The sequence below is a fragment of the Exiguobacterium sp. s34 genome (assembly GCF_018617435.1).
GTDB classification, from domain to species: Bacteria; Bacillota; Bacilli; order Exiguobacteriales; family Exiguobacteriaceae; genus Exiguobacterium; species Exiguobacterium aestuarii.
Genome location: NZ_JACSKE010000002.1, coordinates 423,205 through 447,484 on the forward strand (window position 1 = coordinate 423,205; position 24,280 = coordinate 447,484).

Annotated in this window: 24 protein-coding genes, 1 tRNA gene and 1 other annotated feature; of the genes, 3 read left to right on the forward strand and 22 right to left on the reverse strand. The window is 51.1% G+C overall.

The annotated features are described in order from the left end of the window. Window positions 1-69 precede the first annotated feature (69 nt). Genes KNO87_RS05790 through KNO87_RS05800 form a run of 3 tightly spaced genes read left to right on the forward strand, consistent with a single transcriptional unit; the run spans window position 70 to window position 610 of the window. On the forward strand, window positions 70-246 hold the full coding sequence (locus KNO87_RS05790) for a hypothetical protein (protein WP_158024788.1): 177 nt from the start codon (window positions 70-72) through the stop codon (window positions 244-246). Then, a complete protein-coding gene (locus tag KNO87_RS05795) occupies window positions 243-437 on the forward strand; it encodes a hypothetical protein (RefSeq protein ID WP_214794345.1) in 195 nt (64 codons plus the stop codon). The genes KNO87_RS05790 and KNO87_RS05795 overlap by 4 nt, the downstream gene beginning before the upstream one ends. Then, on the forward strand, window positions 434-610 hold the full coding sequence (locus KNO87_RS05800) for a hypothetical protein (protein WP_214794347.1): 177 nt from the start codon (window positions 434-436) through the stop codon (window positions 608-610). Before KNO87_RS05795 ends, KNO87_RS05800 begins: the two co-directional genes overlap by 4 nt. 16 nt (window positions 611-626) lie before the next feature. Here the strand turns inward: KNO87_RS05800 and KNO87_RS05805 are convergent, their stop codons facing one another. The 22 genes from KNO87_RS05805 to sdhA form a co-directional block, all read right to left on the reverse strand. Continuing rightward, the gene (locus KNO87_RS05805; RefSeq protein WP_214794349.1) at window positions 627-1,382 is read right to left on the reverse strand and encodes a hypothetical protein; all 756 of its coding nucleotides are present in this window, start codon (window positions 1,380-1,382) and stop codon (window positions 627-629) included. A gap of 94 nt (window positions 1,383-1,476) precedes the next feature. Next, entirely contained in the window at window positions 1,477-4,128 is a 2,652-nt protein-coding gene (locus KNO87_RS05810) for a valine--tRNA ligase (protein ID WP_214794351.1), read from the reverse strand. A 57-nt stretch (window positions 4,129-4,185) separates the two neighbouring features. Continuing rightward, window positions 4,186-4,408, reverse strand: a binding site (T-box leader). Between the two features lie 47 nt (window positions 4,409-4,455). Further along, window positions 4,456-5,760 carry a glutamate-1-semialdehyde 2,1-aminomutase gene (gene hemL / locus KNO87_RS05815; RefSeq protein ID WP_031421390.1) on the reverse strand — a complete coding sequence of 435 codons (1,305 nt, stop codon included), beginning with the start codon at window positions 5,758-5,760 and terminating at the stop codon, window positions 4,456-4,458. Next, window positions 5,757-6,737 carry a porphobilinogen synthase gene (hemB, locus tag KNO87_RS05820; protein WP_015881120.1) on the reverse strand — a complete coding sequence of 327 codons (981 nt, stop codon included), beginning with the start codon at window positions 6,735-6,737 and terminating at the stop codon, window positions 5,757-5,759. Before hemB ends, hemL begins: the two co-directional genes overlap by 4 nt. Further along, window positions 6,734-7,420, reverse strand: a complete 687-nt coding sequence (locus KNO87_RS05825) for a uroporphyrinogen-III synthase (RefSeq protein ID WP_353047454.1) — start codon at window positions 7,418-7,420, stop codon at window positions 6,734-6,736. Before KNO87_RS05825 ends, hemB begins: the two co-directional genes overlap by 4 nt. Beyond that, window positions 7,392-8,309 (reverse strand): hydroxymethylbilane synthase, encoded by a 918-nt coding sequence (gene hemC / locus KNO87_RS05830; RefSeq protein WP_214794353.1) that lies wholly within the window; start codon window positions 8,307-8,309, stop codon window positions 7,392-7,394. Before hemC ends, KNO87_RS05825 begins: the two co-directional genes overlap by 29 nt. 53 nt (window positions 8,310-8,362) lie before the next feature. Then, entirely contained in the window at window positions 8,363-9,709 is a 1,347-nt protein-coding gene (gene hemA, locus KNO87_RS05835) for a glutamyl-tRNA reductase (protein ID WP_214794355.1), read from the reverse strand. A gap of 184 nt (window positions 9,710-9,893) precedes the next feature. Next, window positions 9,894-11,063 carry an AI-2E family transporter gene (locus KNO87_RS05840; RefSeq protein ID WP_214794357.1) on the reverse strand — a complete coding sequence of 390 codons (1,170 nt, stop codon included), beginning with the start codon at window positions 11,061-11,063 and terminating at the stop codon, window positions 9,894-9,896. A 110-nt stretch (window positions 11,064-11,173) separates the two neighbouring features. Next, entirely contained in the window at window positions 11,174-11,767 is a 594-nt protein-coding gene (yihA, locus tag KNO87_RS05845) for a ribosome biogenesis GTP-binding protein YihA/YsxC (RefSeq protein WP_074032795.1), read from the reverse strand. Next, window positions 11,768-14,068 (reverse strand): endopeptidase La, encoded by a 2,301-nt coding sequence (gene lon, locus KNO87_RS05850; protein WP_214789405.1) that lies wholly within the window; start codon window positions 14,066-14,068, stop codon window positions 11,768-11,770. It abuts the gene before it with no gap. Between the two features lie 73 nt (window positions 14,069-14,141). Further along, entirely contained in the window at window positions 14,142-15,410 is a 1,269-nt protein-coding gene (gene clpX, locus KNO87_RS05855) for an ATP-dependent protease ATP-binding subunit ClpX (protein WP_015881113.1), read from the reverse strand. Window positions 15,411-15,621: 211 nt separating this feature from the next. Next, on the reverse strand, window positions 15,622-16,914 hold the full coding sequence (tig, locus tag KNO87_RS05860) for a trigger factor (protein ID WP_214695268.1): 1,293 nt from the start codon (window positions 16,912-16,914) through the stop codon (window positions 15,622-15,624). Between the two features lie 89 nt (window positions 16,915-17,003). After that, complete coding sequence (locus KNO87_RS05865; protein ID WP_214794359.1) at window positions 17,004-17,915, reverse strand: hypothetical protein; 912 nt, start codon at window positions 17,913-17,915, stop codon at window positions 17,004-17,006. A 124-nt stretch (window positions 17,916-18,039) separates the two neighbouring features. Next, window positions 18,040-18,113 (reverse strand) — tRNA-Arg (locus KNO87_RS05870). 60 nt (window positions 18,114-18,173) lie between these two features. After that, complete coding sequence (locus tag KNO87_RS05875) at window positions 18,174-18,686, reverse strand: metallophosphoesterase family protein (protein WP_214794361.1); 513 nt, start codon at window positions 18,684-18,686, stop codon at window positions 18,174-18,176. Window positions 18,687-18,691: 5 nt separating this feature from the next. Next, complete coding sequence (locus KNO87_RS05880; protein WP_214794363.1) at window positions 18,692-19,282, reverse strand: XTP/dITP diphosphatase; 591 nt, start codon at window positions 19,280-19,282, stop codon at window positions 18,692-18,694. After that, window positions 19,279-20,028 carry a ribonuclease PH gene (gene rph, locus KNO87_RS05885; protein ID WP_214789413.1) on the reverse strand — a complete coding sequence of 250 codons (750 nt, stop codon included), beginning with the start codon at window positions 20,026-20,028 and terminating at the stop codon, window positions 19,279-19,281. Before rph ends, KNO87_RS05880 begins: the two co-directional genes overlap by 4 nt. Then, on the reverse strand, window positions 20,021-20,824 hold the full coding sequence (gene racE / locus KNO87_RS05890; protein WP_214794365.1) for a glutamate racemase: 804 nt from the start codon (window positions 20,822-20,824) through the stop codon (window positions 20,021-20,023). The genes rph and racE overlap by 8 nt, the downstream gene beginning before the upstream one ends. A gap of 113 nt (window positions 20,825-20,937) precedes the next feature. Beyond that, window positions 20,938-21,201: a phosphocarrier protein HPr gene (locus KNO87_RS05895; RefSeq protein ID WP_015881106.1), complete on the reverse strand. Its 264-nt coding sequence runs from the start codon at window positions 21,199-21,201 to the stop codon at window positions 20,938-20,940. Between the two features lie 74 nt (window positions 21,202-21,275). Beyond that, on the reverse strand, window positions 21,276-21,716 hold the full coding sequence (locus KNO87_RS05900; RefSeq protein WP_214789418.1) for an acyl-CoA thioesterase: 441 nt from the start codon (window positions 21,714-21,716) through the stop codon (window positions 21,276-21,278). A gap of 8 nt (window positions 21,717-21,724) precedes the next feature. After that, window positions 21,725-22,513: a succinate dehydrogenase iron-sulfur subunit gene (sdhB, locus tag KNO87_RS05905; protein WP_193343274.1), complete on the reverse strand. Its 789-nt coding sequence runs from the start codon at window positions 22,511-22,513 to the stop codon at window positions 21,725-21,727. A gap of 8 nt (window positions 22,514-22,521) precedes the next feature. Further along, window positions 22,522-24,279: a succinate dehydrogenase flavoprotein subunit gene (sdhA, locus tag KNO87_RS05910; protein ID WP_214789421.1), complete on the reverse strand. Its 1,758-nt coding sequence runs from the start codon at window positions 24,277-24,279 to the stop codon at window positions 22,522-22,524. Window position 24,280 lies beyond the last annotated feature (1 nt).

The window sequence follows — 24,280 nt, forward strand, 5'->3', positions numbered from 1 at the left end:
TGGTTTTTTTGAAACATTTTCCAATCTTCAAACGTAAGATAAGGTATCACAAAATGGAGGTATCCATACATGCGCTTACTCACCTCACTCGTCTCGTTAGGATTTGCCTGTTTACTCGCACTCGAACTTTGGCAAGCCCCATACTTAAGCAATATCGTCTGGGCGATGCCCGTCTTTTTCTTGAGCGTGTCGTTCGTCCAGTACATGAAACATCTGAATGAGTCGGAATGGAGTGATACAAAATGAAATGGCTCATTCCGCTCATGATCCTCATCACCGCTTCAGCGTCTTATGTAGTTTATAGTCTTTATTTAACTTTAGTCGGCCAACCGATTCAGCCACATTTGACCGGTTTGGCAATCGGTGCACTCTTCACGTCTTCGTACTACGTCACAACAGGTCGCTTGCCATTTTGGAGTGAGGAGGGAGACGCGTGAGACACATCTATATCGCTCTCTTGGTTATTGGTGCGGCTCTATATTCCACGTACGTTGTTCACTTGTTTCGAATCGGTTTCACGACCCCACTGTATACTCAACTCCCGATGCTGGTGGGGATTGGTGTCATAAGCTGGTGGCTCGTCAACAAAACACCCGAACGTCGCACTTGACGCTCGGGTGTTCGCATTATTCCGATTCGCGGAAAGGAAACGATCCTGATGAAGGTTCAGGTAAAGAATCAACCAGCTTCAACAACTCCGCTTCCGAGACATTTCCTGTCACAATAATGAGTTTACCTTGGGATAAGTAATATAAGCCGTTCCCGTATGCTTGCTCCATCACATATGCTTTTGGCTGATCCGACATCTCCCCTTCGATTTCAGTGAAATCGTCCGTCGCAATGATACTGATGAGGCGTGTTTCATCGTATAACGTCCAAAGCGTCACGGGCCAATCGTTACCTGAATAGTCAGAGTTGATCACTTCCATCTCTTTGACCGGAAGATCTAATCCATGAGTAGACGCACTGGACGTCTCCGGTATCCCGAAGCGTTGCATCCCGCGTTGCGCCCATCCCTTCTTACCATCATGAATGAATACGCCAAACGGGTTTTCACGGTCAGGGACGGTCATCGCAACTAATCCGATTCCCCCGACCATCGTCTCCGTTAAAATGTGATCCTTCGACAACTGTCTTGTCGAGCCGTCTTCATATTGTAGGGTGATTTGTGCCAAGACCACGTCCGAGACCCGTTCTGTGCCTGATGGTACTTCAGCAATCATCGTCCCCGTCACTGCTACGTCGGGAAATTGCGATTCATCAGTCACTTCTACTTTCTCTACTTTTTCCACATCAATCGTCTCCACAGACTTCGTCTCTTTTGGAGTCATACACCCCGCTAGTCCCAATGTAAGAACACATAATAACGCGATTCGCTTCATCTCATATCCCCTTTTCCATCTCTACATCTCCAAATTCTACCAAAACACAAAAAAACCTTCTTCAGAGAATCAATCTCCAAAGAAGGTGAATGTCTTACTTACGCAACTCTTCCAAACGGGCGCGGACCGCGTCACGCTTGTCGAGGTAATCTTTTTCTTTTGCCTTTTCTTCGTCGATGACGTGAGCCGGTGCCTTGGCGATGAAGCCTTGGTTTCCGAGTTTCTTCTGCACGCGCTCGACTTCTTTCTCATACTTCGCCACTTCTTTTTCAAGACGTGCGATTTCTTCTTCGAAGTTGATGAGGTCTGCGAGCGGGATGAAGAGCTCAGCACCCGTCATGATCGCTGACATCGACTTGTCCGGAGCCGTGAGACCACGTCCGATTTCAAGCTCTGTCGCGTTCGTGAACTTGCCGATCGTCATTTCGTTCGCGCTCAAGTAACCTTGTGTCGCATCGTCGCTCGTCGAGATGAAGAGCTGGATCGGTTTTGACATCGGTGCATTCACTTCGGCACGGATGTTACGAACCGAGCGGATGACGTTCATCACAGCTTCAAATGCTGGAACCGAGTCTGCGAAGTGAAGGTCGTCACGACGCGTCGGGTAGCTTGCACGAACGATTGAATCGCCTTCGTGCGGCAAGTGCTGCCAGATTTCTTCTGTGAGGAACGGCATGAACGGGTGCATGAGACGCATGATCGAATCAAGCGTGTGTGCGAGGACCGAACGTGTCGTGTGCTTCGCTGCTTCGTCCTCACCGTAGAGCGTGAGTTTCGCCATCTCGATGTACCAGTTACAGAACTCTTCCCAGATGAAGTTGTACAGGTAACGACCTGCTTCACCGAACTCGTACTTGTCGACGAGGCGTGTCACTTGATCGATTGTATCGTTCAAGCGTGTCAAGATCCATTTGTCCGCAAGTGTCTTCTCGCCCGTGAGGTCGATGTCTTCGACTTTGAGTCCGTCCATGTTCATGAGTGCGAAACGGCTTGCGTTCCAAATCTTGTTCGAGAAGTTCCATGTCGACTCGATCTTCTCCCAATAGAAACGAAGGTCGTTCCCTGGTGTCGACCCCGTGAGGAGGAACCAACGGAGTGAATCCGCTCCGTACTGGTCGATGACTTCCATCGGGTCAACGCCGTTACCGAGAGATTTCGACATCTTGCGTCCTTCCGAGTCGCGGATGAGACCGTGGATGAGAACATCGTTGAACGGTTGCTTCCCTGTGAACTCGAGTGATTGGAAAATCATGCGTGATACCCAGAAGAAGATGATGTCGTATCCCGTGACGAGTGCGCTCGTTGGGAAGTAACGGTTGAAGTCCGGTGCGTCCGTGTCCGGCCAGCCCATCGTTGAGAACGGCCAAAGCGCTGACGAGAACCATGTGTCGAGGACGTCCTCGTCTTGTGTCCAGTTCTCACTGTCCGCTGGCGCTTCTTTTCCTACATACACTTCGCCTGTCTCGTTATGGTACCAAGCCGGGATGCGGTGGCCCCACCAAAGTTGACGGCTGATACACCAGTCGCGGATGTTCTCCATCCAACGGAGGTATGTGCCTTCGAAGCGTTCTGGGACGAAGTTGACTTTCGTGTCGTCGTTTCCTTGTGCTTCGAGCGCCGCTTTTGAGAGTGGCTCCATGTCAACGAACCATTGTTTCGAAAGGTATGGCTCGATGACTGCGCCTGAACGCTCTGAGTGACCGACCGAGTGCGTGTGCGGCTCAATCTTCACGAGTGTGCCGTCCGCCTCTAAGTCTTTGACGAGTTGCTTGCGGCATTCGAAGCGGTCAAGCCCTTCGTACTTGCCAGCGTTCTCGTTCATCTTCCCGCCTTCGTCCATGACAAGGATGCGTGGAAGCTCGTGACGGTTCCCGATTTCAAAGTCGTTCGGGTCGTGGGCTGGCGTGATCTTCACGCAACCTGTACCGAACTCCATGTCGACGTAGTCGTCCGCAACAATCGGGATCTCACGGTTCATGACCGGAAGCATGATCGTCTTGCCGATGAGGTGCGCGTAACGCTCATCTTTCGGGTTGACGGCAACCGCTGTATCGCCGAGCATCGTCTCTGGACGTGTCGTTGCGATCTCGATGTGACCTGAGCCGTCAGCGAGTGGGTATTTCATGTGATAGAACGCACCCTCGACTTCTTGGTAAATAACCTCGATATCCGAAACGGCCGTCTTTTGTGCCGGGTCCCAGTTGACGATATATTCGCCACGGTAGATCAAGCCTTTTTCATACAAACGAACGAATACTTCTTGAACGGCTTTTGAGAGCCCTTCGTCGAGTGTGAAACGCTCACGTGAGTAGTCGAGGCCAAGACCGAGTTTTGACCATTGGTCGCGGATCGTCTTCGCGTACTCGTCTTTCCACTCCCACGTCTTCTCGAGGAACTTCTCACGTCCGAGGTCGTAGCGCATGATGCCTTCTTCACGGAGCTTTTGTTCGACCTTCGCTTGTGTCGCGATGCCGGCATGGTCCATCCCTGGGAGCCAGAGCACGTCATAGCCTTGCATACGCTTGAGGCGTGTCAACAAGTCTTGGAGCGTCGTGTCCCAAGCGTGACCGAGGTGAAGTTTCCCCGTAACGTTCGGTGGCGGGATGACGATCGTGTACGGTTGTTTCGAATCGTCCTCGTCTGCTTTAAATACATCGTTTTCTAACCAGTAGTCGTACCATTTTGACTCCGTCGCACTAGGATCGTACTTCGTCGGCATGGTAATTTCATTTGTCTCATGGGCCATGTGTGGCGCCTCCTCTATATGTTAATGAACACAAAAACGGCTTCTCTCGTCCTATACGCTAAGGACGAAAGAAGCCGTGATCTTCCGCGGTACCACCTTAGTTCGCCAACAAAGTGGCGCACTCAAAATCGAATAACGGTCGATGGACCGAACTTTCCTACTCCATTCAGAAAGTCAGCTCCGAGGCGACTTCCGCGTCCATCCCTCGCAACCTTTCACCAAGCGGTCGCGTCTCTAAAAGGAATGAATGATGCGTACTACTCCTCATCAAAGCCATTCATCGTATCTGTTAGATAATTGTAGCGACAGAAACGTCAGCAGTCAAGATTAGAGCGAAAACTCTTCTTGAAGCTCTTTAAATGTCGCTTCGACCGCTGCGATCGTCTTCTCGATATCCTCATCCGTATGAGCCGTCGAGAGGAACAATCCTTCGAACTGTGACGGTGGCAAGAATACGCCGCGCGCAGCCATCTTCTGATAGTACGAACGGAACATCTCGAGGTTTGCTGATTTCGCTTTCTCGAAGTTCGTCACTTTCTCGTTCGTGAAGAAGAAACCGAACATCGAGCCGGCACGGTTCGTGTCGTGCGGGATGTTGTATTTCTCACCGGCCTGCGTGAATCCTTCCGCGAGACGGTCTGCTTTACGCTCAAACTCCGCGTAGTGCTCAGGCTTCAGTTGCGAGAGTGTCGTGTAACCGGCAATCATCGCGAGCGGGTTACCCGAGAGCGTCCCTGCTTGATAGATCGGACCTTGCGGTGCAATCTGTTCCATGATTTCGCGTTTCCCGCCGTAAGCACCGACCGGAAGTCCGCCGCCGATGACCTTACCGAGACATGTGAGGTCCGGTGTGACACCGAAGTATCCTTGGGCACAGTTGTATCCGACACGGAAGCCCGTCATGACCTCATCAAAGATGAGGAGCGCGCCGTTTTGTTCCGTGATCTCACGAAGTCCTTCGAGGAACCCTGGTTGTGGTGGCACGAAGCCCATGTTTCCTGCGGCTGGTTCGACGATGACGCCGGCGAGATCGTCGCCGTATTTCTCAAAAGCAACTCGGACTGCGTCCAAGTCATTGTAAGGAACCGTGAGCGTATGGCTCGCGAGCTCTTTCGGCACACCTGGTGAGTCTGGGAGACCGAGTGTCGCCACACCAGATCCTGCTTTGATGAGAAGCGAGTCCCCGTGTCCGTGATAACATCCTTCGAACTTCAAGATCTTCGTCTTCCCTGTATAGCCGCGTGCGAGGCGAAGTGCCGCCATCGTCGCTTCCGTACCCGAGTTGACCATGCGAACCATCTCGATCGATGGGACGCGGTCGATGACGAGTTCTGCCATCTTCGTCTCAAGCTCGGTCGGCGTCCCGAACGTCCAGCCTTTTTCAGCTTGTTCTTGAATCGCCTTCGTGACGACAGGGTCACGGTGACCGAGGATGAGCGGTCCCCATGAGAGGACGTAATCGATATACTCGTTGCCGTCGATGTCGTAGACGCGTGAACCTTCACCGCGTTCTGCGAAAATTGGCGTCATGCCGACCGATTTATAGGCACGGACCGGACTGTTGACACCGCCTGGCATGAGCGGGCGGGCTTGTTCGAACGCTTCTTGTGAGCGCGTTTGGTTGTATGTCATGCGTAGTCTCCTTCCAAATAGCGACAGACGTCTTTTGCAAAATACGTGACGATGAGATCGGCACCGGCACGTTTGAATCCGACCATCGTCTCCATGACGATGCGTTCTTCGTCGACCCAGTCATTGAGTGACGCAGCTTTAATCATCGCGTACTCTCCGCTCACGTTATACGCCACGATCGGCATATCGAGTGAGTCGCGCATGTCACGGATGATGTCCATGAATGCGAGAGCCGGTTTGACGATCATGAAGTCGGCACCTTGCTCCACGTCCGATTGTGACTCGCGGAACGCCTCGCGACGGTTCGCAGGATCCATCTGATAACCTTTACGGTCGCCTTCACCTGGAGCCGATTGGGCTGCGTCACGGAACGGTCCGTAATAAGCAGACGCATATTTGACCCCGTAGCTCATGATTGGGATATGGCTGAATCCGTTTTGGTCGAGACCTTCACGGATGGCTGCGACGAATCCGTCCATCATCGAGCTCGGTGCGATGATATCGGCACCCGCTTGTGCTTGCGTGATCGCCGTCTGAACGTGAAGTGGAAGCGACGCGTCGTTATCGACGTCCCCGTCCTTCACAAGGCCACAGTGACCAGTCGATGTGTATTCACAAAGGCACGTATCGGCGATGACCGTGAGCTGTGGCGCCCACTCTTTCACTTTACGGATTGCTTCTTGGACGATGCCGTGGTCATGATACGCTTCACTGCCTTCTGGGTCTTTATGTTCCGGTACACCGAACAAGAGGACAGATTGAAGACCGAGGTCGACAATTTCTTTGATCTCTTCTTCGAGTCGGTCAAGCGAATAATTAAAGACGCCCGGCATCGAGCTGACTTCACGTTTAATGTTTGTCCCTTCAATGATGAAGAGCGGGTAAATCAAATCTTCTTTCCGAACATGATTTTCACGTACGAGGGCACGCATCGACTTCGATGAGCGAAGACGACGGTGACGGTCAAACTGGTTCATGAAAAATCCTCCCCTACACACTGTATTAATGCATCCATAGTATAACATTCTGGCACTCGTACCGGTAATGACGACACTTGTCGGATGGCACGTTCGGTCACTTCGCCGATGGCATACCACGTCCCTTTGAAGCGGGACAAGTGTGGTATGAGCGCCTCGACGGCCGACGGGCTCAAGACGAGCAGTGCCTTCACGGTCTCGAGTTGTTGCTGTTGCGCCGGTGTCAATGGCACCGAAATCGTCTCGTAGACGACCCAGTCCTCCACGTGAGAGAGCATCGTCATGTGCGACGTATTCGCCAAATTACCACGCGCGAACAAGACGGTCTCGTCAGGCGACACGACGTCACGCAATTGTTCAAAGAGCGCCTCGCCCGTATACGTCTCCGGCATGAGCGAGACGGTAAACCCTTCCGCTTCAAGCGCCCGTTTCGTCTTCTCTCCGACAGCAGCGACTTTGACGTCACGCGTCAGATTCCGAAGCGCGGGTACCGCGTTTTGACTCGTGACGACGAGCCAGTCGAATCGTTCCGCGGGCGGCGGTGCATGCGTCTCTCTCGTCTGAATGAGCGGGACATGATGAACGGAAAGACCGCTCGCCTCGAGCTTTGCCCGTTGCGAAGCGGTCATTCGTTTCGTTCCCGTGTACCAGACGTCACTCATTGACCGAGGCGAGGATTTCACGCCCGCCACGTCCAAGCAAGTCTTCTGCGACGTCTTGGCCGAGTGCGACGCCGTCCGTTGACGTTTTCGTCACACGAAGCACTTCTTTCCCGTCTACTGACGCGATGAGGCCCGTGAGCGTCACTTCGTCACCTTCGACCGTCGCATAACCGCCGACCGGTACGTGACAGCTTCCTTCGATCGCTTTTAAGAAGGTCCGTTCCGCCGTCGCGGCTTTCGCCGTCACGTCATCATGCAACAACTGAAGCACGGCTGTCACTTCTGCATCGTCTTTACGGCTCTCGATGGCGAGTACACCCTGTCCGACAGCAGGAACCATGACATCTGGGTCAAGCGCTTCGAAGTCGACGCGGTCTGTCCAACCCATGCGTTCGAGCCCGGCTTTCGCGAGCAAGATGGCGTTGTAGTTCTCTGAGTCCAACTTCTTCAGACGCGTGTCGATGTTTCCACGGATCCATTGAATCTCAAGGTCAGGACGTGCCGCTAAAATCTGTGCCCCACGTCGGAGTGAGCTCGTACCGACGATCGAACCTTTCGGAAGTGTCTCGAACGTGTAGCCGTTCTCGCAGATGAGGACGTCACGTGCGTCGACACGTTTCGGCATACAGCTGATATAGAGCTCTTCCGGGAGTTCAGCCGGAACGTCTTTCATGCTGTGTACGGCGAAGTCAATTTCCCCGTCGAGCATCTGTTGTTGAATCTCTTTGACGAATAGACCTTTTCCACCGACTTTTGACAATTGCACGTCAACGATTTGGTCGCCTTTCGTCACGATTTCTTTAATCTCGAACTCGTTTTGTGCTCCGGCTTGTTTCAATTGCTCGATGACCCATTTCGTTTGAGTCATGGCGAGTTGGGAACGGCGTGAGCCGACGATAATTTTTCGCATGTTGAGTCTCTCCTTCATAGAAAAAGGCGACAGACGTCGCCTTTTTAATCTTGTTAGCGCATCAATGCGCGAAGTGGTGCTTTGGCAGAAGTAGCATCCGTTTCTTCCACTTCGTCTACCGGCTGTTCTGGTAACTCGACATCGAGTCCGAACGTCTCGACAAACTGGGCGATTCGAACGTTTGCGTCTGGCTGAGCCGCTGCGTCCTTAATATAGTCGATTGGGTCGCGAAGCATTTGGTTGATGATCGACTTCATATGCTTCCCGATGACTTTCTTGTCGCGCGCCGACAAGTGGTCGAGCTTACGCTCTAAACTCGTCATCGTGTCTTCTTGAATATCAAGGGCACGCGCACGTAACTCATTCATAATCGGTACGACACCAAGCGTGACGAGCCATGTTTGGAACTCTTGAATCGCTTCATCGATTTTCATCTCAATCTTCTCAGCCTCAACGAGACGAGCCTCGAGATTCTTGTTGACGATTCCATTCAAATCATCGACATCGAATAAGTGAACACCCGGAAGTGTCGCGACCGCTGGATCGATATCTCGCGGCACAGCGATGTCAATGAGAAGGAGTGGACGTTCACGGCGCAATAGTTGAGCCGCTGCCACATCGTCATATCCGATGACGGCGTCTTTCGCTCCGGTCGAACTGATTAAAATATCAGCATCTAATAAACCGCATGCGATTTCACGAATCGAATGGGCACGACCTTTGAACTTATCCGCAACGGCCTTCGCCTTGCTCTCCGTCCGGTTAAAGACAGCGATTTGCTTGGCTCCTGCCTCGAACAAGTTGAGTGTTGTCAATTCGCCCGTCTCTCCGGCTCCGACAACGACGACTTGTTTATCTTCGAGCTGTTGGTACATCTCTTGTGCGAGCGTCACGGCAGCCGAACTGACCGATACAGACATTTCCCCAATTTGCGTGTCCGTATGGGCGCGCTTGGCGAGTGTGACCGCTTCTTTAAATAATTTGTTGAAGACCGTTCCTGTCGTTCCATGCTCTTGGGCACGGAAGAAACTCGTCTTCACTTGACCTAAAATTTGTGTTTCCCCGATGATCATCGAGTCGAGGCCCGATGTGACACGGAACAAGTGGCGAATCGCCTCTTCCCCTTCTCGAATCGACAAGTATGGTGTGAACTGCTCCATCTCTAAGTTGAACCAGTTCGCCAAGAAACGTTTCGTGTAATAACGTCCAGTATGGAGTTGATCTGTCACGACGTACAGCTCCGTCCGGTTACACGTAGACAAAATAACCGACTCGAAAATGCTCTTCTCTTCGCGAAGTGCAATCATCGCATCCACGATTTCTTGCTCCCCAAACGAGAACTGCTCCCGAATCGCGACAGGGGCTGTCTTGTTATTTAGTCCAACGACGACAATATGCATGTATCTCTTCCCCTCATCTAAAATCCACCGACGGTTGTCTCTTCTTTTTTTCAATCTCTACCGTACATTATAACAGTTCTTATCTGGTAACTATAATCTTCTGTTTGATTTTCCTGAAATAAAATAAGAACTTTTTGTGACAAAAAGAAGTAGAAATGGAGAAACCCCATTCCTACCCTCTTCTTTATGAATTTGTCGAGTTCGGGTCCGTGATAATGGAGCTTTCCGTCTCTTCTTTGTCTAAATATTGTTTGCGTTCCCTTAGTTTATAGATGCGAACGATATTCTGGACAACCGTTTTGGCGACCGCATAGAACGGTACGGCGATGAGCATCCCGATAATCCCAGCCAAGTTCCCAGCCACGAGCAAGACGATGATGATTGTGAGCGGGTGGACTTTCAACGATTTTCCTTGAATGAGCGGTGAGATGACGTTCGACTCAATCTGTTGCACGATAATGATGACGACGATGACCCAAACAACTTTGATTGGATCTTGAATGAACGCCACGATGACAGCCGGGACGGCACCTAAGAACGGTCCGACGTATGGGATGATGTTTGTCACCATCATGAAGAGCGCGAGCAAGATGGCGTAATCCACTCCGACGATCCAAAGACCGATGAGCGACGTGATCCCAACGAAGAACGCGACGAGCAACTGTGCGTTGACGTAGCTGCGTACCGTCTCGTGCATGTCATGCAAGATGTGACGCGTCTCTTTCTCATAGCTCGATGGGAGCAATTTGACGATGGCGTCCGGGAGACGCTTCCCGTCGAGCAACATGTACAAAAGCATGAACGGGATGACGACGATCGTGATGACCGCTGACGTCACGAATCCGACGACTTGACCGAATGACGATGCGATGTTTCCGAACAAATCGCCCAAATACGACGTGATGTTCGTCGTCAAGTTTCGGAACATCTCATCATTTTGTGCCATGAAGCGTGACAAGAACTCATTTTGCATCAATGTATCACGGACAGCGAACGCCTGTTGTTGCAGTTCTTTCGCGATACTCGGCATCGCATTGATGAGCGACGTGACCTGCTCAGCAAGAACCGGACCGAGAATACTGAAGACGATGGTAAAGATCAGGACAAGACCAATCAATGTAATCGCGACGGCAAGCGGACGTTTCCCTTTCAAACGTTTTTCTAAAAAGTCGACAATCCCGACCAAGAAATAAAAGAACAGCCCGGCCACAATGAGTGGGACCGTGACGAGTGCCAAAATGACTTGAACCGGTTCAAACACGAATGAAATCTGTGTTCCGACCCAAATGACTAAAAAGATGGTCAGCGTCCAGAAGAGGGCGCGGTACCATTTACTTTCAAACATACGTTGCATTTCTCCACCTCGTTTACGATTATGACTATGTACTAACTATGATTATACGATAATTACCCGCTTGCGGGATGAGAAAAACAAAAAGGCGAAGGAATCCCTTCGCCCATTCTTCATTCGCCCTCAGTGATGAGTGCATAAATTGCTTTCCATGCGTCGTCTTTTCCTTCCGCCGTCTCGGCTGAGAAGGCGACGAAACGATCTGACGGATCGAACTGAAGCTTGCGTTTCACTGCTGCCTCGTGCTTTTGACGCTGGCTCTTCTTGATCTTATCGAGCTTCGTCGCTACCACGATGACAGGAATGTCATAATGCTTCAAGAAGTTATACATCGTCACATCGTCACCCGTCGGTTCATGACGGATATCGACGAGTAGTACGACGCCGCGAAGCGCCTCTTGGCTCGTCAAATATTGCTCCATCATGACGCCCCACTTCTCACGTTCCGTCTTCGATACTTTCGCATAACCGTATCCTGGAACGTCAACGAACATGATTTCATCATTGATGTTGAAGAAGTTGAGGGTCTGAGTCTTTCCTGGTTTTGAAGACGTCCGTGCGAGCGCCTTCCGTTGGCAAATCTTATTGATGAACGACGATTTCCCGACGTTCGACCGTCCGGCAAGTGCCACTTCCGGCAACTCATGGACCGGATAATGGTCTGGCGCGACGGCACTCGTCACGAATTCTGCTTTGTTGATCTTCATTTAATTTCCTCCAAATGCTACATCTAGTACTTCATCGAGTGTCGTCACGGGAACGAACGTCAATTTCTCACGCACCGTCTCTTGAATGTCATCGATGTCTCGCTCATTATCTTTCGGAATGACGATGGTCGTCAACCCGGCCCGATGAGCAGCGAGCGCTTTTTCTTTCAATCCACCAATCGGCAAGACGCGTCCACGGAGCGTAATCTCGCCTGTCATTCCGACATCGCGATGGACTTTCTTCCCGGTCAACGCGGAAATGAGTGCGGTCGCAATCGTAATTCCGGCCGATGGTCCATCTTTCGGGACGGCCCCTTCCGGAACGTGAATATGGATATCTTGTCGCTCATAGAACGTCGGGTCAATCCCAAACCGTTCCGCATTCGCACGGACATAGCTGTACGCCGTCTGTGCCGACTCCTGCATCACGTCACCAAGTTTACCCGTCAACTGAAGTTTACCTTTCCCTGGGGCGAGCGCCACTTCAATCGTGAGCGTGTCTCCACCAAACGCCGTGTAGGCGAGGCCCGTCACTGCACCGATCGAGTCTTCGGTCTCCCCTTTTCCATAGCGATACTTCGGTTTTCCGAGATACGTGATGATGGCTTTTTTCGAAATCGTGACCCGTTTCTTCTCACCGATTGCGATTTGTTTCGCTGCTTTTCGGCAGAGCGAACCGATGACACGTTCTAAGTTCCGGACACCCGCCTCACGTGTGTAGCGGCGCACGACTTCGTAGAGCGCGTCTTCTTTGATCGTCAACTGGCTCTTCTTCAGTCCATGCTCTTTTAACTGTTTCGGCACTAAATGACGCTTCGCAATCTCGACTTTCTCAAGCTCCGTATATCCACCGATTTGGATGAGTTCCATCCGGTCAAGAAGTGGTGCTGGAATTTGCGAGACATCGTTCGCTGTCGCGATAAAGAGGACGTTCGACAAGTCGAACGGTTCTTCGATGTAGTGGTCCGAGAACGAGACGTTTTGCTCTGGGTCGAGCACTTCGAGCATCGCTGACGCCGGGTCTCCTCTAAAGTCAGAAGCCATCTTGTCGATCTCATCGAGTAAGAAGACCGGGTTTTTACTTTCTGCTTGCTTCAACCCACGGATGACACGACCTGGCATCGCGCCGATATACGTCCGGCGGTGACCACGAATTTCTGCCTCATCACGCACTCCACCGAGCGAGACACGAACGAAGTGACGTTCAAGTGCCGATGCGATGGAACGGGCGAGCGACGTCTTCCCGACCCCTGGAGGTCCGGCAAGACAGAGGATTGGTCCCCGAAGCGAGTTCGTCAACTGACGGACGGCCAAATATTCGAGGATTCGGTCTTTCACCGACTCCAAGCCGTAATGGTCATCGTCGAGGACGTCCGCCGCATGTTTCACATCGAGCTTGTCTTCTGTCTCAATGCCCCATGGAAGCGACGCGACCCAGTCGAGATAGTTACGGATGACTGCATACTCCGGTGACGTTTGTGGCACGACGTTCAATCGTTCGGCTTCACGCATGACGTTTTTCCGAGTCGTCTCTGGTAAGTCGAGCGCCTCTAACTTCTCACGAAGACGGTTCGGCTCAGACTCTTGCGTCTGGTCACCAAGCTCTTGTTGAATCGTCTTCATCTGTTCGCGTAAGTAGTACTCGCGCTGTGACTGCTCGATTGACTTCTTCGTCCGCTCGCGCATCTCTTGTTCGAGCTCGATCACTTCGACTTCATGGGCGATAATCTCAAGTAGTTCAAGTCCTCGTTTGACCGCATCCGCTTCTTCGAGCATCGCTTGGCGAAGTTCGACGTCGACATCTAATTTCGACGTGATATAGTCCGTGAGCGATTCGAGTCGCTCGTACATCTCGAAACGACGACGTTCGTCCGGTGACATCCCTTTGATGTTCGCGACGAGTTTTCCGAACTGTTCTTTCAACAGACGGACGAGTGCCGTACGTTCGACCTCTTCCCCTTCTACGAGTTCGACCGGTTCGATGTTGGCGAACCAACCTTCATCCGTCGATTCGACCGAATCGACGCGGACGCGCTCTTTCCCGACGATCCGAACCCGAATCGTCTCGTTCGACAATTCGCTCATCTTCGCGATGTGGACACGTGTTCCGATCGTGTACAAGTCTTCCGGTTCTGGCGACTCGTTCCCAGTTTCTTTTTGAGTCACGACAATTAAATCTGTCTCATGCTCCTTTGCAGCAAGGAGCGCCCGAAGTGATAACGGGCGTCCGACATCGATTGTCACACCGATGAGCGGATATACGACGACTCCTCGCAACGGAAGGATTGGTAATTTTTCCATCTACAACGCCTCCTGTGCAAAAAGGCCCAAAACTCGGATTGTGCCGAGTGTTTGAGCCTTCTTCGTTAACAAATTATGCTGTCTCTTTGTTGTCCCCTGTCTGTTCGACAGTACCATCACGAAGGACGTATTTCGGACCGGCAAGACCCGTAATCGTTTCATCTGTGATGATGACTTTCTCGATATCGTCACGCGATGGGACGGTGAACATCACATCGAGCATCATTTCTTCGATAATCGAGCGGAGACCACGTGCGCCAGTCTTACGTTTGATCGCAAGTTTGGCGATTTCGATCAATGCCTCGTCTGTGAACGTCAATTCGACATCGTCAAGCTCGAGCATTTTCTCGTACTGACGAACGAGTGCATTTTTCGGCTTCGTCAAGATTTCAACGAGCGCCTCCTCATCGAGTGTCGTAAGTGTCGCCATGACTGGCAAACGACCGATGAACTCTGGAATCAAACCGAATTTTTGAAGGTCTTCAGGTAGTGCGCGAGCGAGCAAGTCTTCTTGCGTCAACTCACGGTTCTCTTGATCGTTTCCGAAACCGATGACTTTCTTCCCGATTCGGCGTTTGACGACCGATTCGATGCCGGCGAATGCACCGCCAACGATGAAGAGAATGTTTGTCGTATCGATTTGGATGAATTCTTGATGCGGATGCTTACGTCCACCTTGTGGCGGTACGCTTGCTGTCGTGCCTTCAAGAATTTTAAGGAGTGCCTGCTGAACCCCTTCACCAGATACGTCGCGCGTAATCGATGGGTTTTCAGACTTACGAGCAATCTTATCGATCTCATCGATGTAGATGATTCCTTTTTCAGCCTTCTCGACATCGTAGTCAGCCGATTGGATCAATTTGAGCAAGATATTCTCAACGTCTTCACCGACATAACCCGCTTCTGTTAAGCTTGTCGCATCCGCGATTGCGAATGGGACGTTCAAGACGCGAGCCATTGTCTGGGCGAGAAGTGTTTTCCCGCTACCTGTTGGTCCGATCATGACGATGTTTGACTTCGCAAGTTCGACATCATCTGAACGACCGCCGGCGTTGATGCGTTTATAGTGGTTATAGACAGCTACTGAAAGCGCACGTTTCGCGCGGTCTTGTCCAATGACGTAGTCGTCTAGGATGTTACGAATCTCTTGTGGTTTTGGAATGTCTTTGAATTCGACTTCTTCCTCTACACCGAGCTCTTCCTCAACGATTTCATTGCAAAGTTCGATACATTCATCGCAAATGTATACGCCTGGTCCGGCGACTAACTTACGAACTTGTTCTTGCGATTTTCCGCAAAACGAGCACTTGAGTTGCCCCTTTTCCTCGTTAAATTTGAACATTCGATACACCCCTTCTGTGGTGAAAATGGATGTAAGTGCGATAAATCGCGATTTGTATTTTCTGGTGCGATGCACCGTGAAAAGACATTTTACATCTCTGCGTTGAAATAATTGTAGCATGAACATATTGCGACTTCAAAGAATTACACATGCAAAGTGTTGTGACAGAAAAAAGGACGACCGCTAAGCAGTCGTCCCACTAAAAATCAACTTACTTCGCTTTACCGTTTTCAACGAGGATGTCGATCGCTTTACGGAATTTGAGGTCACCTTTAAGTGTCTCAAGACCGCCTTGTGGAGCGAGCATCGTACGGAGTTGGTCCGGTGCGATGTTGTAAAGTTTAGACATTTCTTCAAGCTCTTTCTCAGCATCTTCGTCAGATACTTCGATTGCTTCTTTGTCAGCGATTGCTTTCAAGACGAGACGAGCTTTTACGCGCTCTTCAGCTTGCTCTTTCATCTCTTCGCGCATTGCTTCTTCAGAAGTACCAGTGAGTTCGAAGTACATGTTAAGGTCGATTCCTTGTGAAGATACACGTGAACCGAACTCTTGTACCATGCGGTCTACTTCTTGGTCAACGAGAACTTGTGGTACGTCGATTGTCGCGTTAGCAGTTGCCTGCTCAACGAGTTGGTCGCGCATTGTACCTTCAGCTTCTTGTTTCTTACCAGCTTCTAAACGCTCACGGATGCTCGCTTTCAACTCGTCGAGTGTTGAAACAGACTCGTCGATGTCTTTTGCGAACTCATCGTCGAGTTCAGGAACTTGTTTTGTTTTAACTTCGTGAAGTTTGACTTTGAATGTCGCTGGTTTACCCGCTAAGTTTTCAGCGTGGTACTCTTCAGGGAATGTTACTTCAACGTCTTTTTCTTCACCAGCAGTCATGCCGATCATTTGCTCTTCGAATCCTGGGATGAATTGACCAGAACCGATTTCGAGTGTGTAGTTCTCAGCTGTGCCGCCTTCGAACTGCTCACCGTCAGCGAAACCTGCGAAATCAAATACAGCTGTATCGCCGTTTTCGATTGCACCTTCTTTAACAGCGAGTTCTGCGCCTTGCTGTTGAAGTGCTTCAAGTTCTGCTGTTACTTCGTCTTCTGTTACTTCAGTTGAAACAGCTTCGTACTCGAGGCCTTTGTATTCGCCAAGCTCAGCTTCTGGCTCAACCACGAATGTCACTTTGAAAGCGACTGGCTTGCCTTTCTCGAGCGTGCCGTCTACATCGATGTTTTCGAGCGCGATTGGTTCGAAACCAGCTTCTTCAACCGCACCTTGGATTGTGTCGCGGTAGAGAATGTCGAGCGCATCTTGATAGAGTGCTTCTTCTCCATACATTTTGTTGAACATTGGGCGTGGCAATTTCCCTTTACGGAAGCCAGGCACGTTCAAGTCTTTGACGACTGTTTTAAATGCGGCGTCAACTGCTTTATCAAAAGCTTCTGCAGGAGCTTCGTACGTGAGTACGCCTTGGCTACCTGATGTTTTTTCCCATTTTGCTGTCATGCTAAGTCCCTCCAACAATTCGTTTATACCGTACAAAAATGTACAACAATCCGTATTATAGCATAAATCCTCGGTAAGCACACAAGGATTTAGTCTAATAACGCCTGTGTGAAGCGCAGATCCGCCTCTAGAATCGAAGCTGCCAAACCGTCAACTGCCTCGTCATGCAAAATCGCTTGTTTCGCCTGTACAAGTGCCTGTTCAACGTCCGCTTTTTCTGCCGGCACATACGGATAATGCGTGTACATATAATTCATCAAGAGTTGCGTTCCGATCTCATCGCCCTCTACCGATTTCTGGAGCGATAAAACGGTTTTCTCCCACGTCTCGATGTGCGATGTCGCTTCCATTTGCGACATCTCATTTGTCGAATCCCCATCTGTCCATTTGATGACCGATAGTTCAACGAATGCTTTTTCTAACACGATCAGTTTGATCAGTTTCGGTCGGTTTGACACGAGTAGTTCATGGAGCACATTGTCGAGTACCGTATCGATATTGAAGTGAACATGTTGCAGCGCTTCGATTTGTTCCCCTGTACTGCCGCGCGTCAACGTCCGCTTCAATTTGGCGATTGCCGCCGGAAACTCGGTCATCTTCAACACTTGGAGCACCTGATGTGCTTGCGTGTTGACCGTGTCTTTTTTGTCTTGCCATTCGAGGTACTGGTTGATCCAGTGCGCCGCTTCAAACGGTTGGTCCCGCATGATGTAATACTGTGCAATCTGTAATCCGCCCGAAGCTGGTTCTTCTGCTTCTGCCATCTGAATGGCGACGAGTTCCTGCAACTTTTCGAGCGTTTCCGGGTCGTCCGGTTTTTCCATAGCACATTGGAAGATTTCCATGAAAATAAACGGGTCACCCGGAATCGCCTGATACCAATCCCATAAAATCGGTTCGATCCGCTGTCGTTCCCCAGAGGCATCCGCCTCTTGAATCATCTTATGCAGACGCGACCAATTCCCGGGGAACGGATACTCCTGATCCTTTTCCTTCTCCATCTTCCCTCACCCTCTCTTCCATTCCCTTTCATCTTCCGTTAGGACGCGATTCCTTGTCAATCGATTTCCTGGAAAATGAAAAAAGAGACGTTCTCCGTAGAGAGCGTCTCTATTTTAATGGAAGCGTCCCAAGAGGGATTCGAACCCCCGACCGACGGCTTAGAAGGCCGTTGCTCTATCCTGCTGAGCTATTGGGACATTGACATGAAAACTATAATAGAAAAATGGTTTCCTGTCAATCGATTTCCCATTCGAAACTCATAGTTTTCCTGAGATGTCTAAATCTTCAACGTGAGAACCGTCTTCTGAGCGATAAAAACGCACCGCCGCTTCCCCGTTTTCTAGGTCAAGAAGCGCATATGTTTTATCCGCTCGTCCCCGTGGCATACGGATCGAACCTGGGTTGATGTAGACGACTCCGTCTTCGATCAAGGCACCCGCCACGTGCGAGTGGCCGAACAAGACGACGTTCGCACCGACCTCTTCAGCCCGATATCGCAACCGATTCAAATCGAATTTGACGTCGTGATGGTGCCCATGGACGATGAGAATCGTACCTGCATCTGTCGTCTCGATCCGTTCGAGTGGAAGGTCTCCACCAAAGTCACAGTTCCCACGGACCGTTCGATACGGCAATAAATGTTCATCGACTAAAGCGAGTTGAGAGTCGCCGCAATGGAAGGCGTCATCAATCTCTGTCTCGTGTCGCTCAAAAATCGTTGTCAATTCCTCGGTCAGACCATGACTATCACTCACTATTAGAAAACGCATAAGCTTCATCCTTTCATGAATGGAATGATTTCTGCCTCCAGTTTTCGTAATGCTTGTCCACGGTGACTGACGACCGCTTTCTCTTCACGTTCTAGTTCGGCTGCCGTCTTGTGGAGCGATGGGACGATAAAGAGTGGATCGTACCCGAAACCGTTCTCGCCTCGTGGTGAGTAACCGATCGTCCCTTCAATCGTTCCACGAACGGTCAACGTTTCCCCGGTCGGTTTCGCCAGACAGAGCGCACAGACGAAACGCGCCGCGCGGTTCGTTTGCCCGTTCAACTTTTCAAGAAGAAGCGCATTGTTCGCCTCATCCGACTTCTCAGGACCGGCGAAGCGGGCCGAATACACCCCAGGGGCCCCGTCGAGTGCATCGACTTCAAGACCTGAGTCGTCCGCGAGTACGGCATGCCCGAAATAGGCAGCCGCTTCCGTCGCTTTCAACGCCGCATTTTCTTCAAATGTCGTCCCCGTCTCATCTGTTTCCGGTGCATCCGGATAGTCGAGCAACGATTTGACCTCGAATCCGAGCGGTGTCAACATCCCTTCCAGTTCTTTCACTTTTCCAGGATTGTGTGTCGCAATGATCAACTTCATAATGTCTCCTCCGAACGTTCTCCGACGTACCACCAAGAAGCACCGAGCGCCTCTTCTGCCGTCTTGAATAATGATTCGATTCCATGTTGCGCGAGCGCGAGCATCTCGTTCATCTCTTGAAGGGTGAACGTCGCCTCTTCTCCTGTACCCTGTACCTCGACGAAACGACCGCTCGCCGTCATGACGACGTTCATATCAACCTCAGCCGCAGCGTCTTCCATGTAGTCCAAGTCTAGGACAAGTTCATCGGTCCGTCCGACAGAGATTGCCGCGACGCCTTCTTTGATTGGTGTGTCGTCGAGCTTCCCTTGACGAATCAAGCGGTCAACAGCGAGGACGAGAGCACAGAACCCACCGGTGATGGACGCTGTACGCGTACCACCGTCCGCTTGAATGACGTCACAGTCAATCCAGATCGTTCGCTCGCCGAGGCGCTCTAGGTCAACGACCGACCGGAGCGACCGCGCGATGAGACGTTGAATCTCCATCGTACGACCTGATTGTTTCCCACGTACCGATTCCCGGACGGTCCGGTCACCGGTCGCACGTGGCAACATCGCATACTCGGCGTTGATCCAGCCTTGTTTCTTTCCGCGAAGGAAGTTCGGGACGCGCTCTTCGACAGTCGCCGTACAAATCACTTTCGTATCACCAATCGAAATGAGGACAGACCCTTCCGCATGTTTGTTCACATGAGGAACGATTTCTACCGTTCGTAGTTCATCAAAACGTCTTGTATCACGCAATGCCTGTCACCTCTACTTTCTCCGCCTGGACCGGACGACCGAGCCATTCGCTCGCCAATCGGTCGAACAGTTCAATGTCACCCGTCGCATAAAAGGCATGGGATGGGACAGTATCTAATCCGTTCTCCAACTCTTGATAGTCAAGGATCGCTGCGACTTCGAGCGCAGTCTCGTCACCTGACGAAATCAGATGCACGTTCGGCCCGACCACGTCCTGAATGACGGGAGCGAGGATCGGATAATGCGTGCAACCGAGAATGAGCGTATCCATCTCGGAAGATTGTAGCGGCCGTAGCGTCTCCTCCACGATCTGGTGGACGCGGTCTCCCGACACGTCCCCTGCCTCTACGAGCGGGACAAAAGGTGGACAAGCGAGTGAGTATACATCGACCTCACCGGCTACATGGCGAAGCGCCTTTTCATACGAACCGCTCTCAATCGTCATCTTCGTGCCGATGACTCCGATATGCTTGTTACGCGTGCCTTTGACGGCCGCACGGGCACCTGGGTCAATGACACCGATGACCGGGATGTCGAGACGTTTCCGCGCCTCTTTCAAAACGACCGCCGTCGCCGTGTTACACGCGATGACAATCATTTTGACGTCTTTCTTCAATAGAAACTCAATGAGTTCCCATGTATAAGCTTCAATCTCATCGTGCGGACGCGGCCCATATGGACAGCGTTCCGTATCCCCGATATAGATGATTTCTTCCTTAGGGAGTTGGCGCATCAATTCTTTGACTACCGTCAACCCACCGACTCCTGAATCGAGGACTCCAATCGCTCGTTTCATTTTGCATCACTTCCATTCTCACCTATCTTACCAAAAAACATCGGACGGAAAAAGAAACGTTCCCATGACAAAAAAAGACGAGGTCGCCAGTGGCGCCTCGTCCGTTACCCGAATTACTGAGCAAGACCTTCGCTAGTGAGCATGTCAGAAAGCGTGTTGATCGCTTCTTCTGCATCTTCACCTTCAGCAGTGATCTTGATTGTAGAATCTTTTGCGATACCGAGTGAAAGTACACCCATGATCGACTTCAAGTTAACTGTTTTACCATTGTACTCGAGGTTGATGTCTGATTGGAACTTAGAAGCTGTGTTAACCAACTGAGTAGCTGGACGAGCGTGAATTCCTGAATCAGCAACGACTGTGAACGTTTTTTCCATGAGATGATGGTCTCCCTTCAAAATTCAATTCTACAGGCGAACCGGCAGAATATTTTTTGTTTGTGAACTCATTATCAAATGATAGCGGATTCGCAAAAATTCTGCAAGCGGTTTTTATATTCCGGAGTCCATTCCGTTGGACGACCTTCCTTCGTCAAATGAACGAGGCTTGTCCGTCCCGCGAATAGGAGTTGATCTCCGTCATATGCCCCGTAATGAATATCACATGAAGTGTTTCCGACCGTCAAGATATTGGCATGCACGGTCAGCTGTTGACGTGGCATGACTTGTCGAACATAGTCACATTGCGCATCGGCGACGACGACAAATCCGTCCTTTAAGGAGAATCCTGTCGCTTCTAACAATTCGATTCGCGCATCTTCGAAGTAGATGAATGGAATCGTATTGTTCATGTGACCGTACGGGTCGCACTCCGAAAATCGGACTTTCACATCGAGCGCGACCCCTGCTTTGACACGTGTTTCCCAACCTGGCTCTCGAAAGTACTTGGTCATCGGCTCGCTTACGCCTCGACCGCAGAACCGGTGCGACCTTTGTCACTACCGAAGAACTGTTTGAACGAGTGAAGCGTCGTTTGACGGTTCATCGAAGCGATAGACGTCGTGAGCGGGATGCCTTTCGGACAAACTTCGACACAGTTTTGTGCGTTTCCGCACTGCATGATCCCACCATCTTCCATGAGCGCTTCGAGGCGGTCTTCCGCATGGAAGGCACCTGTCGGATGCGAGTTGAAGAGACGGACTTGTGAGATGGCCGCTGGACCGATGAAGTCTGATTTGTCGTTCACGTTTGGACACGCTTCGAGACAAACCCCACATGTCATACATTTCGAAAGTTCGTACGCCCACTGACGTTTGTTCTCTGGCATACGTGGTCCTGGACCGAGGTCATACGTTCCATCGATTGGAACCCATGCCTTCACTTTTTTCAACGCGTCGAACATGCGTTGACGGTCGACTTGAAGGTCACGGATGACCGGGAACGTCTTCATCGGTGCGAGGCGGATCGGCTGCTCGAGTTTATCGACGAGCGCTGTACACGACTGGCGTGGCTTCCCGTTGATGATCATCGAGCAGGCACCACACACTTCCTCGAGACAGTTCATGTCCCAGTTGATTGGTGTCGTTTTGTCCCCGTTCGCATTGACCGGGTTACGGCGGATTTCCATCAGTGCCGAGATCACGTTCATGTTCGGACGGTACGGCACCGTGAATTCTTCTGTATACGTTGCTTGATCCGGTCCATCTTGACGTTCGATGATGAAGCGGATGTCTTTTTGTTCAGATTGCATTGGCGTCGTCATTTCGTCTTCGCCCCTTTCTTCGAGTAATCCCGTTTACGTGGCGGGATTAACGAAACATCGATGTCTTCATACGAGATATCGACTTCCCCATTTTTGTAACGTGCCATCGTCGTCTTCATGAACTGCTCGTCATTACGTTCCGGGAATTCCGGTTTGTAATGGGCACCACGACTCTCGTCCCGTTTGAGTGCGCCAAGTGTGATGACGCGTGCGAGGTCGAGCATGTGGTCGAGCTGTCGGATGAACGATGCCCCTTGGTTGCTCCAACGTGCCGTATCCGTAGCTGAGATGTTATGGAAACGTTCACGCAATTCTTGGATTTTCTTGTCCGTCGCTTCGAGCTTGTCGTTATAGCGAACGACCGTGACGTTGTCCGTCATGAGTTCACCGAGTTCACGGTGAATTTGATACGCATTCTCTGTCCCGTCCATCGCAAGGATGTTGTTGAAGCGTTCAATCTCTTCACGCTCGTTGAAGTTGAAGAGTGCTTCTGAGACGCTTTCTGTCGCTTGGTCGAGACCACGCATGTAGTTGACCGCCGCAGGCCCCGCTTCCATTCCGCCATGAACAGCTGAAAGAAGTGAGTTTGCGCCGAGACGGTTCGCACCGTGCATCGAATAGTCACATTCGCCGGCTGCAAAGAGTCCCGGGATGTTCGTCATTTGATCGTAATCGACCCATAGTCCGCCCATCGAGTAGTGGACTGCCGGGAAGATTTTCATCGGTACTTTACGCGGGTCGTCTCCTACGAACTTCTCATAGATTTCAAGGATTCCACCGAGTTTGATGTCGAGTTCTTTCGAATCTTTATGAGACAAGTCGAGGTAGACCATGTTCTCGCCGTTGACGCCGAGTTTTTGGTTAACACATACATCAAAGATCTCACGTGTCGCGATGTCACGCGGTACGAGGTTTCCGTAAGCTGGATATTTCTCTTCGAGGAAGTACCATGGCTTCCCGTCTTTGTATGTCCAGACACGTCCACCTTCACCACGAGCCGATTCACTCATGAGACGAAGTTTGTCGTCCCCAGGAATCGCAGTCGGGTGAATTTGGATGAACTCCCCGTTCGCGTAGACCGCACCTTGGCGGTAAACCGCTGCCGCTGCTTGTCCTGTGTTGATGACCGAGTTTGTCGACTTCCCGAAGATGACCCCTGGGCCACCTGTCGCTAAGATCACCGCATCCGATGGGAACGCTTTAATTTCCATCGAGCGCAAATCCTGGCAGACCGCACCGCGGCAGATGCCTTCTTCATCGATGACGGCACGAAGGAATTCCCATCCTTCATATTTCTCGACGAGACCTTGCGCTTCGTAACGACGAACCTGCTCATCAAGTGCGTAAAGAAGTTGTTGTCCTGTTGTCGCTCCAGCATATGCCGTACGGTGGTGAAGCGTTCCACCGAAACGACGGAAGTCTAAGAGACCCTCTGGCGTACGGTTGAACATAACCCCCATCCGGTCGAACATGTGGATGATTTTTGGCGCATTTTCCGCCATCTTTTGTACAGGTGGTTGGTTGGCGAGGAAGTCGCCTCCGTAGACCGTGTCATCAAAGTGTTGCCAAGGAGAATCACCTTCCCCTTTCGTGTTGACAGCCCCGTTAATCCCACCTTGGGCACAAACTGAATGTGAACGCTTGACCGGTACAAGCGAGAATAGTTTTACCGGAACACCCATCTCTGCCGACTTGATGGTCGCCATGAGTCCAGCTAGACCGCCACCGATGACGATCAAACTTTGATTTGCCATG

Bases quoted from the DNA above. Each gene is read 5' to 3' on its own strand.
- KNO87_RS05805 (WP_214794349.1), bottom strand. From the start codon at position 1,382: ATGAAGCGAATCGCGTTATTATGTGTTCTTACATTGGGACTAGCGGGG.
- sdhA (WP_214789421.1), bottom strand. From the start codon at position 24,279: ATGGCAAATCAAAGTTTGATCGTCATCGGTGGCGGTCTAGCTGGACTC.
- KNO87_RS05790 (WP_158024788.1), top strand. From the start codon at position 70: ATGCGCTTACTCACCTCACTCGTCTCGTTAGGATTTGCCTGTTTACTC.
- sdhB (WP_193343274.1), bottom strand. From the start codon at position 22,513: ATGCAATCTGAACAAAAAGACATCCGCTTCATCATCGAACGTCAAGAT.
- tig (WP_214695268.1), bottom strand. From the start codon at position 16,914: ATGACAGCAAAATGGGAAAAAACATCAGGTAGCCAAGGCGTACTCACG.
- hemA (WP_214794355.1), bottom strand. From the start codon at position 9,709: ATGCATATTGTCGTCGTTGGACTAAATAACAAGACAGCCCCTGTCGCG.
- KNO87_RS05810 (WP_214794351.1), bottom strand. From the start codon at position 4,128: ATGGCCCATGAGACAAATGAAATTACCATGCCGACGAAGTACGATCCT.
- KNO87_RS05880 (WP_214794363.1), bottom strand. From the start codon at position 19,282: ATGAAGTTGATCATTGCGACACACAATCCTGGAAAAGTGAAAGAACTG.
- racE (WP_214794365.1), bottom strand. From the start codon at position 20,824: ATGAAACGAGCGATTGGAGTCCTCGATTCAGGAGTCGGTGGGTTGACG.
- lon (WP_214789405.1), bottom strand. From the start codon at position 14,068: ATGGAAAAATTACCAATCCTTCCGTTGCGAGGAGTCGTCGTATATCCG.
- clpX (WP_015881113.1), bottom strand. From the start codon at position 15,410: ATGTTCAAATTTAACGAGGAAAAGGGGCAACTCAAGTGCTCGTTTTGC.
- KNO87_RS05840 (WP_214794357.1), bottom strand. From the start codon at position 11,063: ATGCAACGTATGTTTGAAAGTAAATGGTACCGCGCCCTCTTCTGGACG.
- hemC (WP_214794353.1), bottom strand. From the start codon at position 8,309: ATGCGAAAAATTATCGTCGGCTCACGCCGTTCCCAACTCGCCATGACT.
- KNO87_RS05895 (WP_015881106.1), bottom strand. From the start codon at position 21,201: ATGGAAAAAACGTTCACAGTCGTTGCTGATTCAGGAATTCACGCTCGT.
- KNO87_RS05795 (WP_214794345.1), top strand. From the start codon at position 243: ATGAAATGGCTCATTCCGCTCATGATCCTCATCACCGCTTCAGCGTCT.
- yihA (WP_074032795.1), bottom strand. From the start codon at position 11,767: ATGAAGATCAACAAAGCAGAATTCGTGACGAGTGCCGTCGCGCCAGAC.
- KNO87_RS05875 (WP_214794361.1), bottom strand. From the start codon at position 18,686: ATGCGTTTTCTAATAGTGAGTGATAGTCATGGTCTGACCGAGGAATTG.
- KNO87_RS05900 (WP_214789418.1), bottom strand. From the start codon at position 21,716: ATGACCAAGTACTTTCGAGAGCCAGGTTGGGAAACACGTGTCAAAGCA.
- hemB (WP_015881120.1), bottom strand. From the start codon at position 6,737: ATGAACCAGTTTGACCGTCACCGTCGTCTTCGCTCATCGAAGTCGATG.
- KNO87_RS05865 (WP_214794359.1), bottom strand. From the start codon at position 17,915: ATGGAGAAGGAAAAGGATCAGGAGTATCCGTTCCCCGGGAATTGGTCG.
- hemL (WP_031421390.1), bottom strand. From the start codon at position 5,760: ATGACATACAACCAAACGCGCTCACAAGAAGCGTTCGAACAAGCCCGC.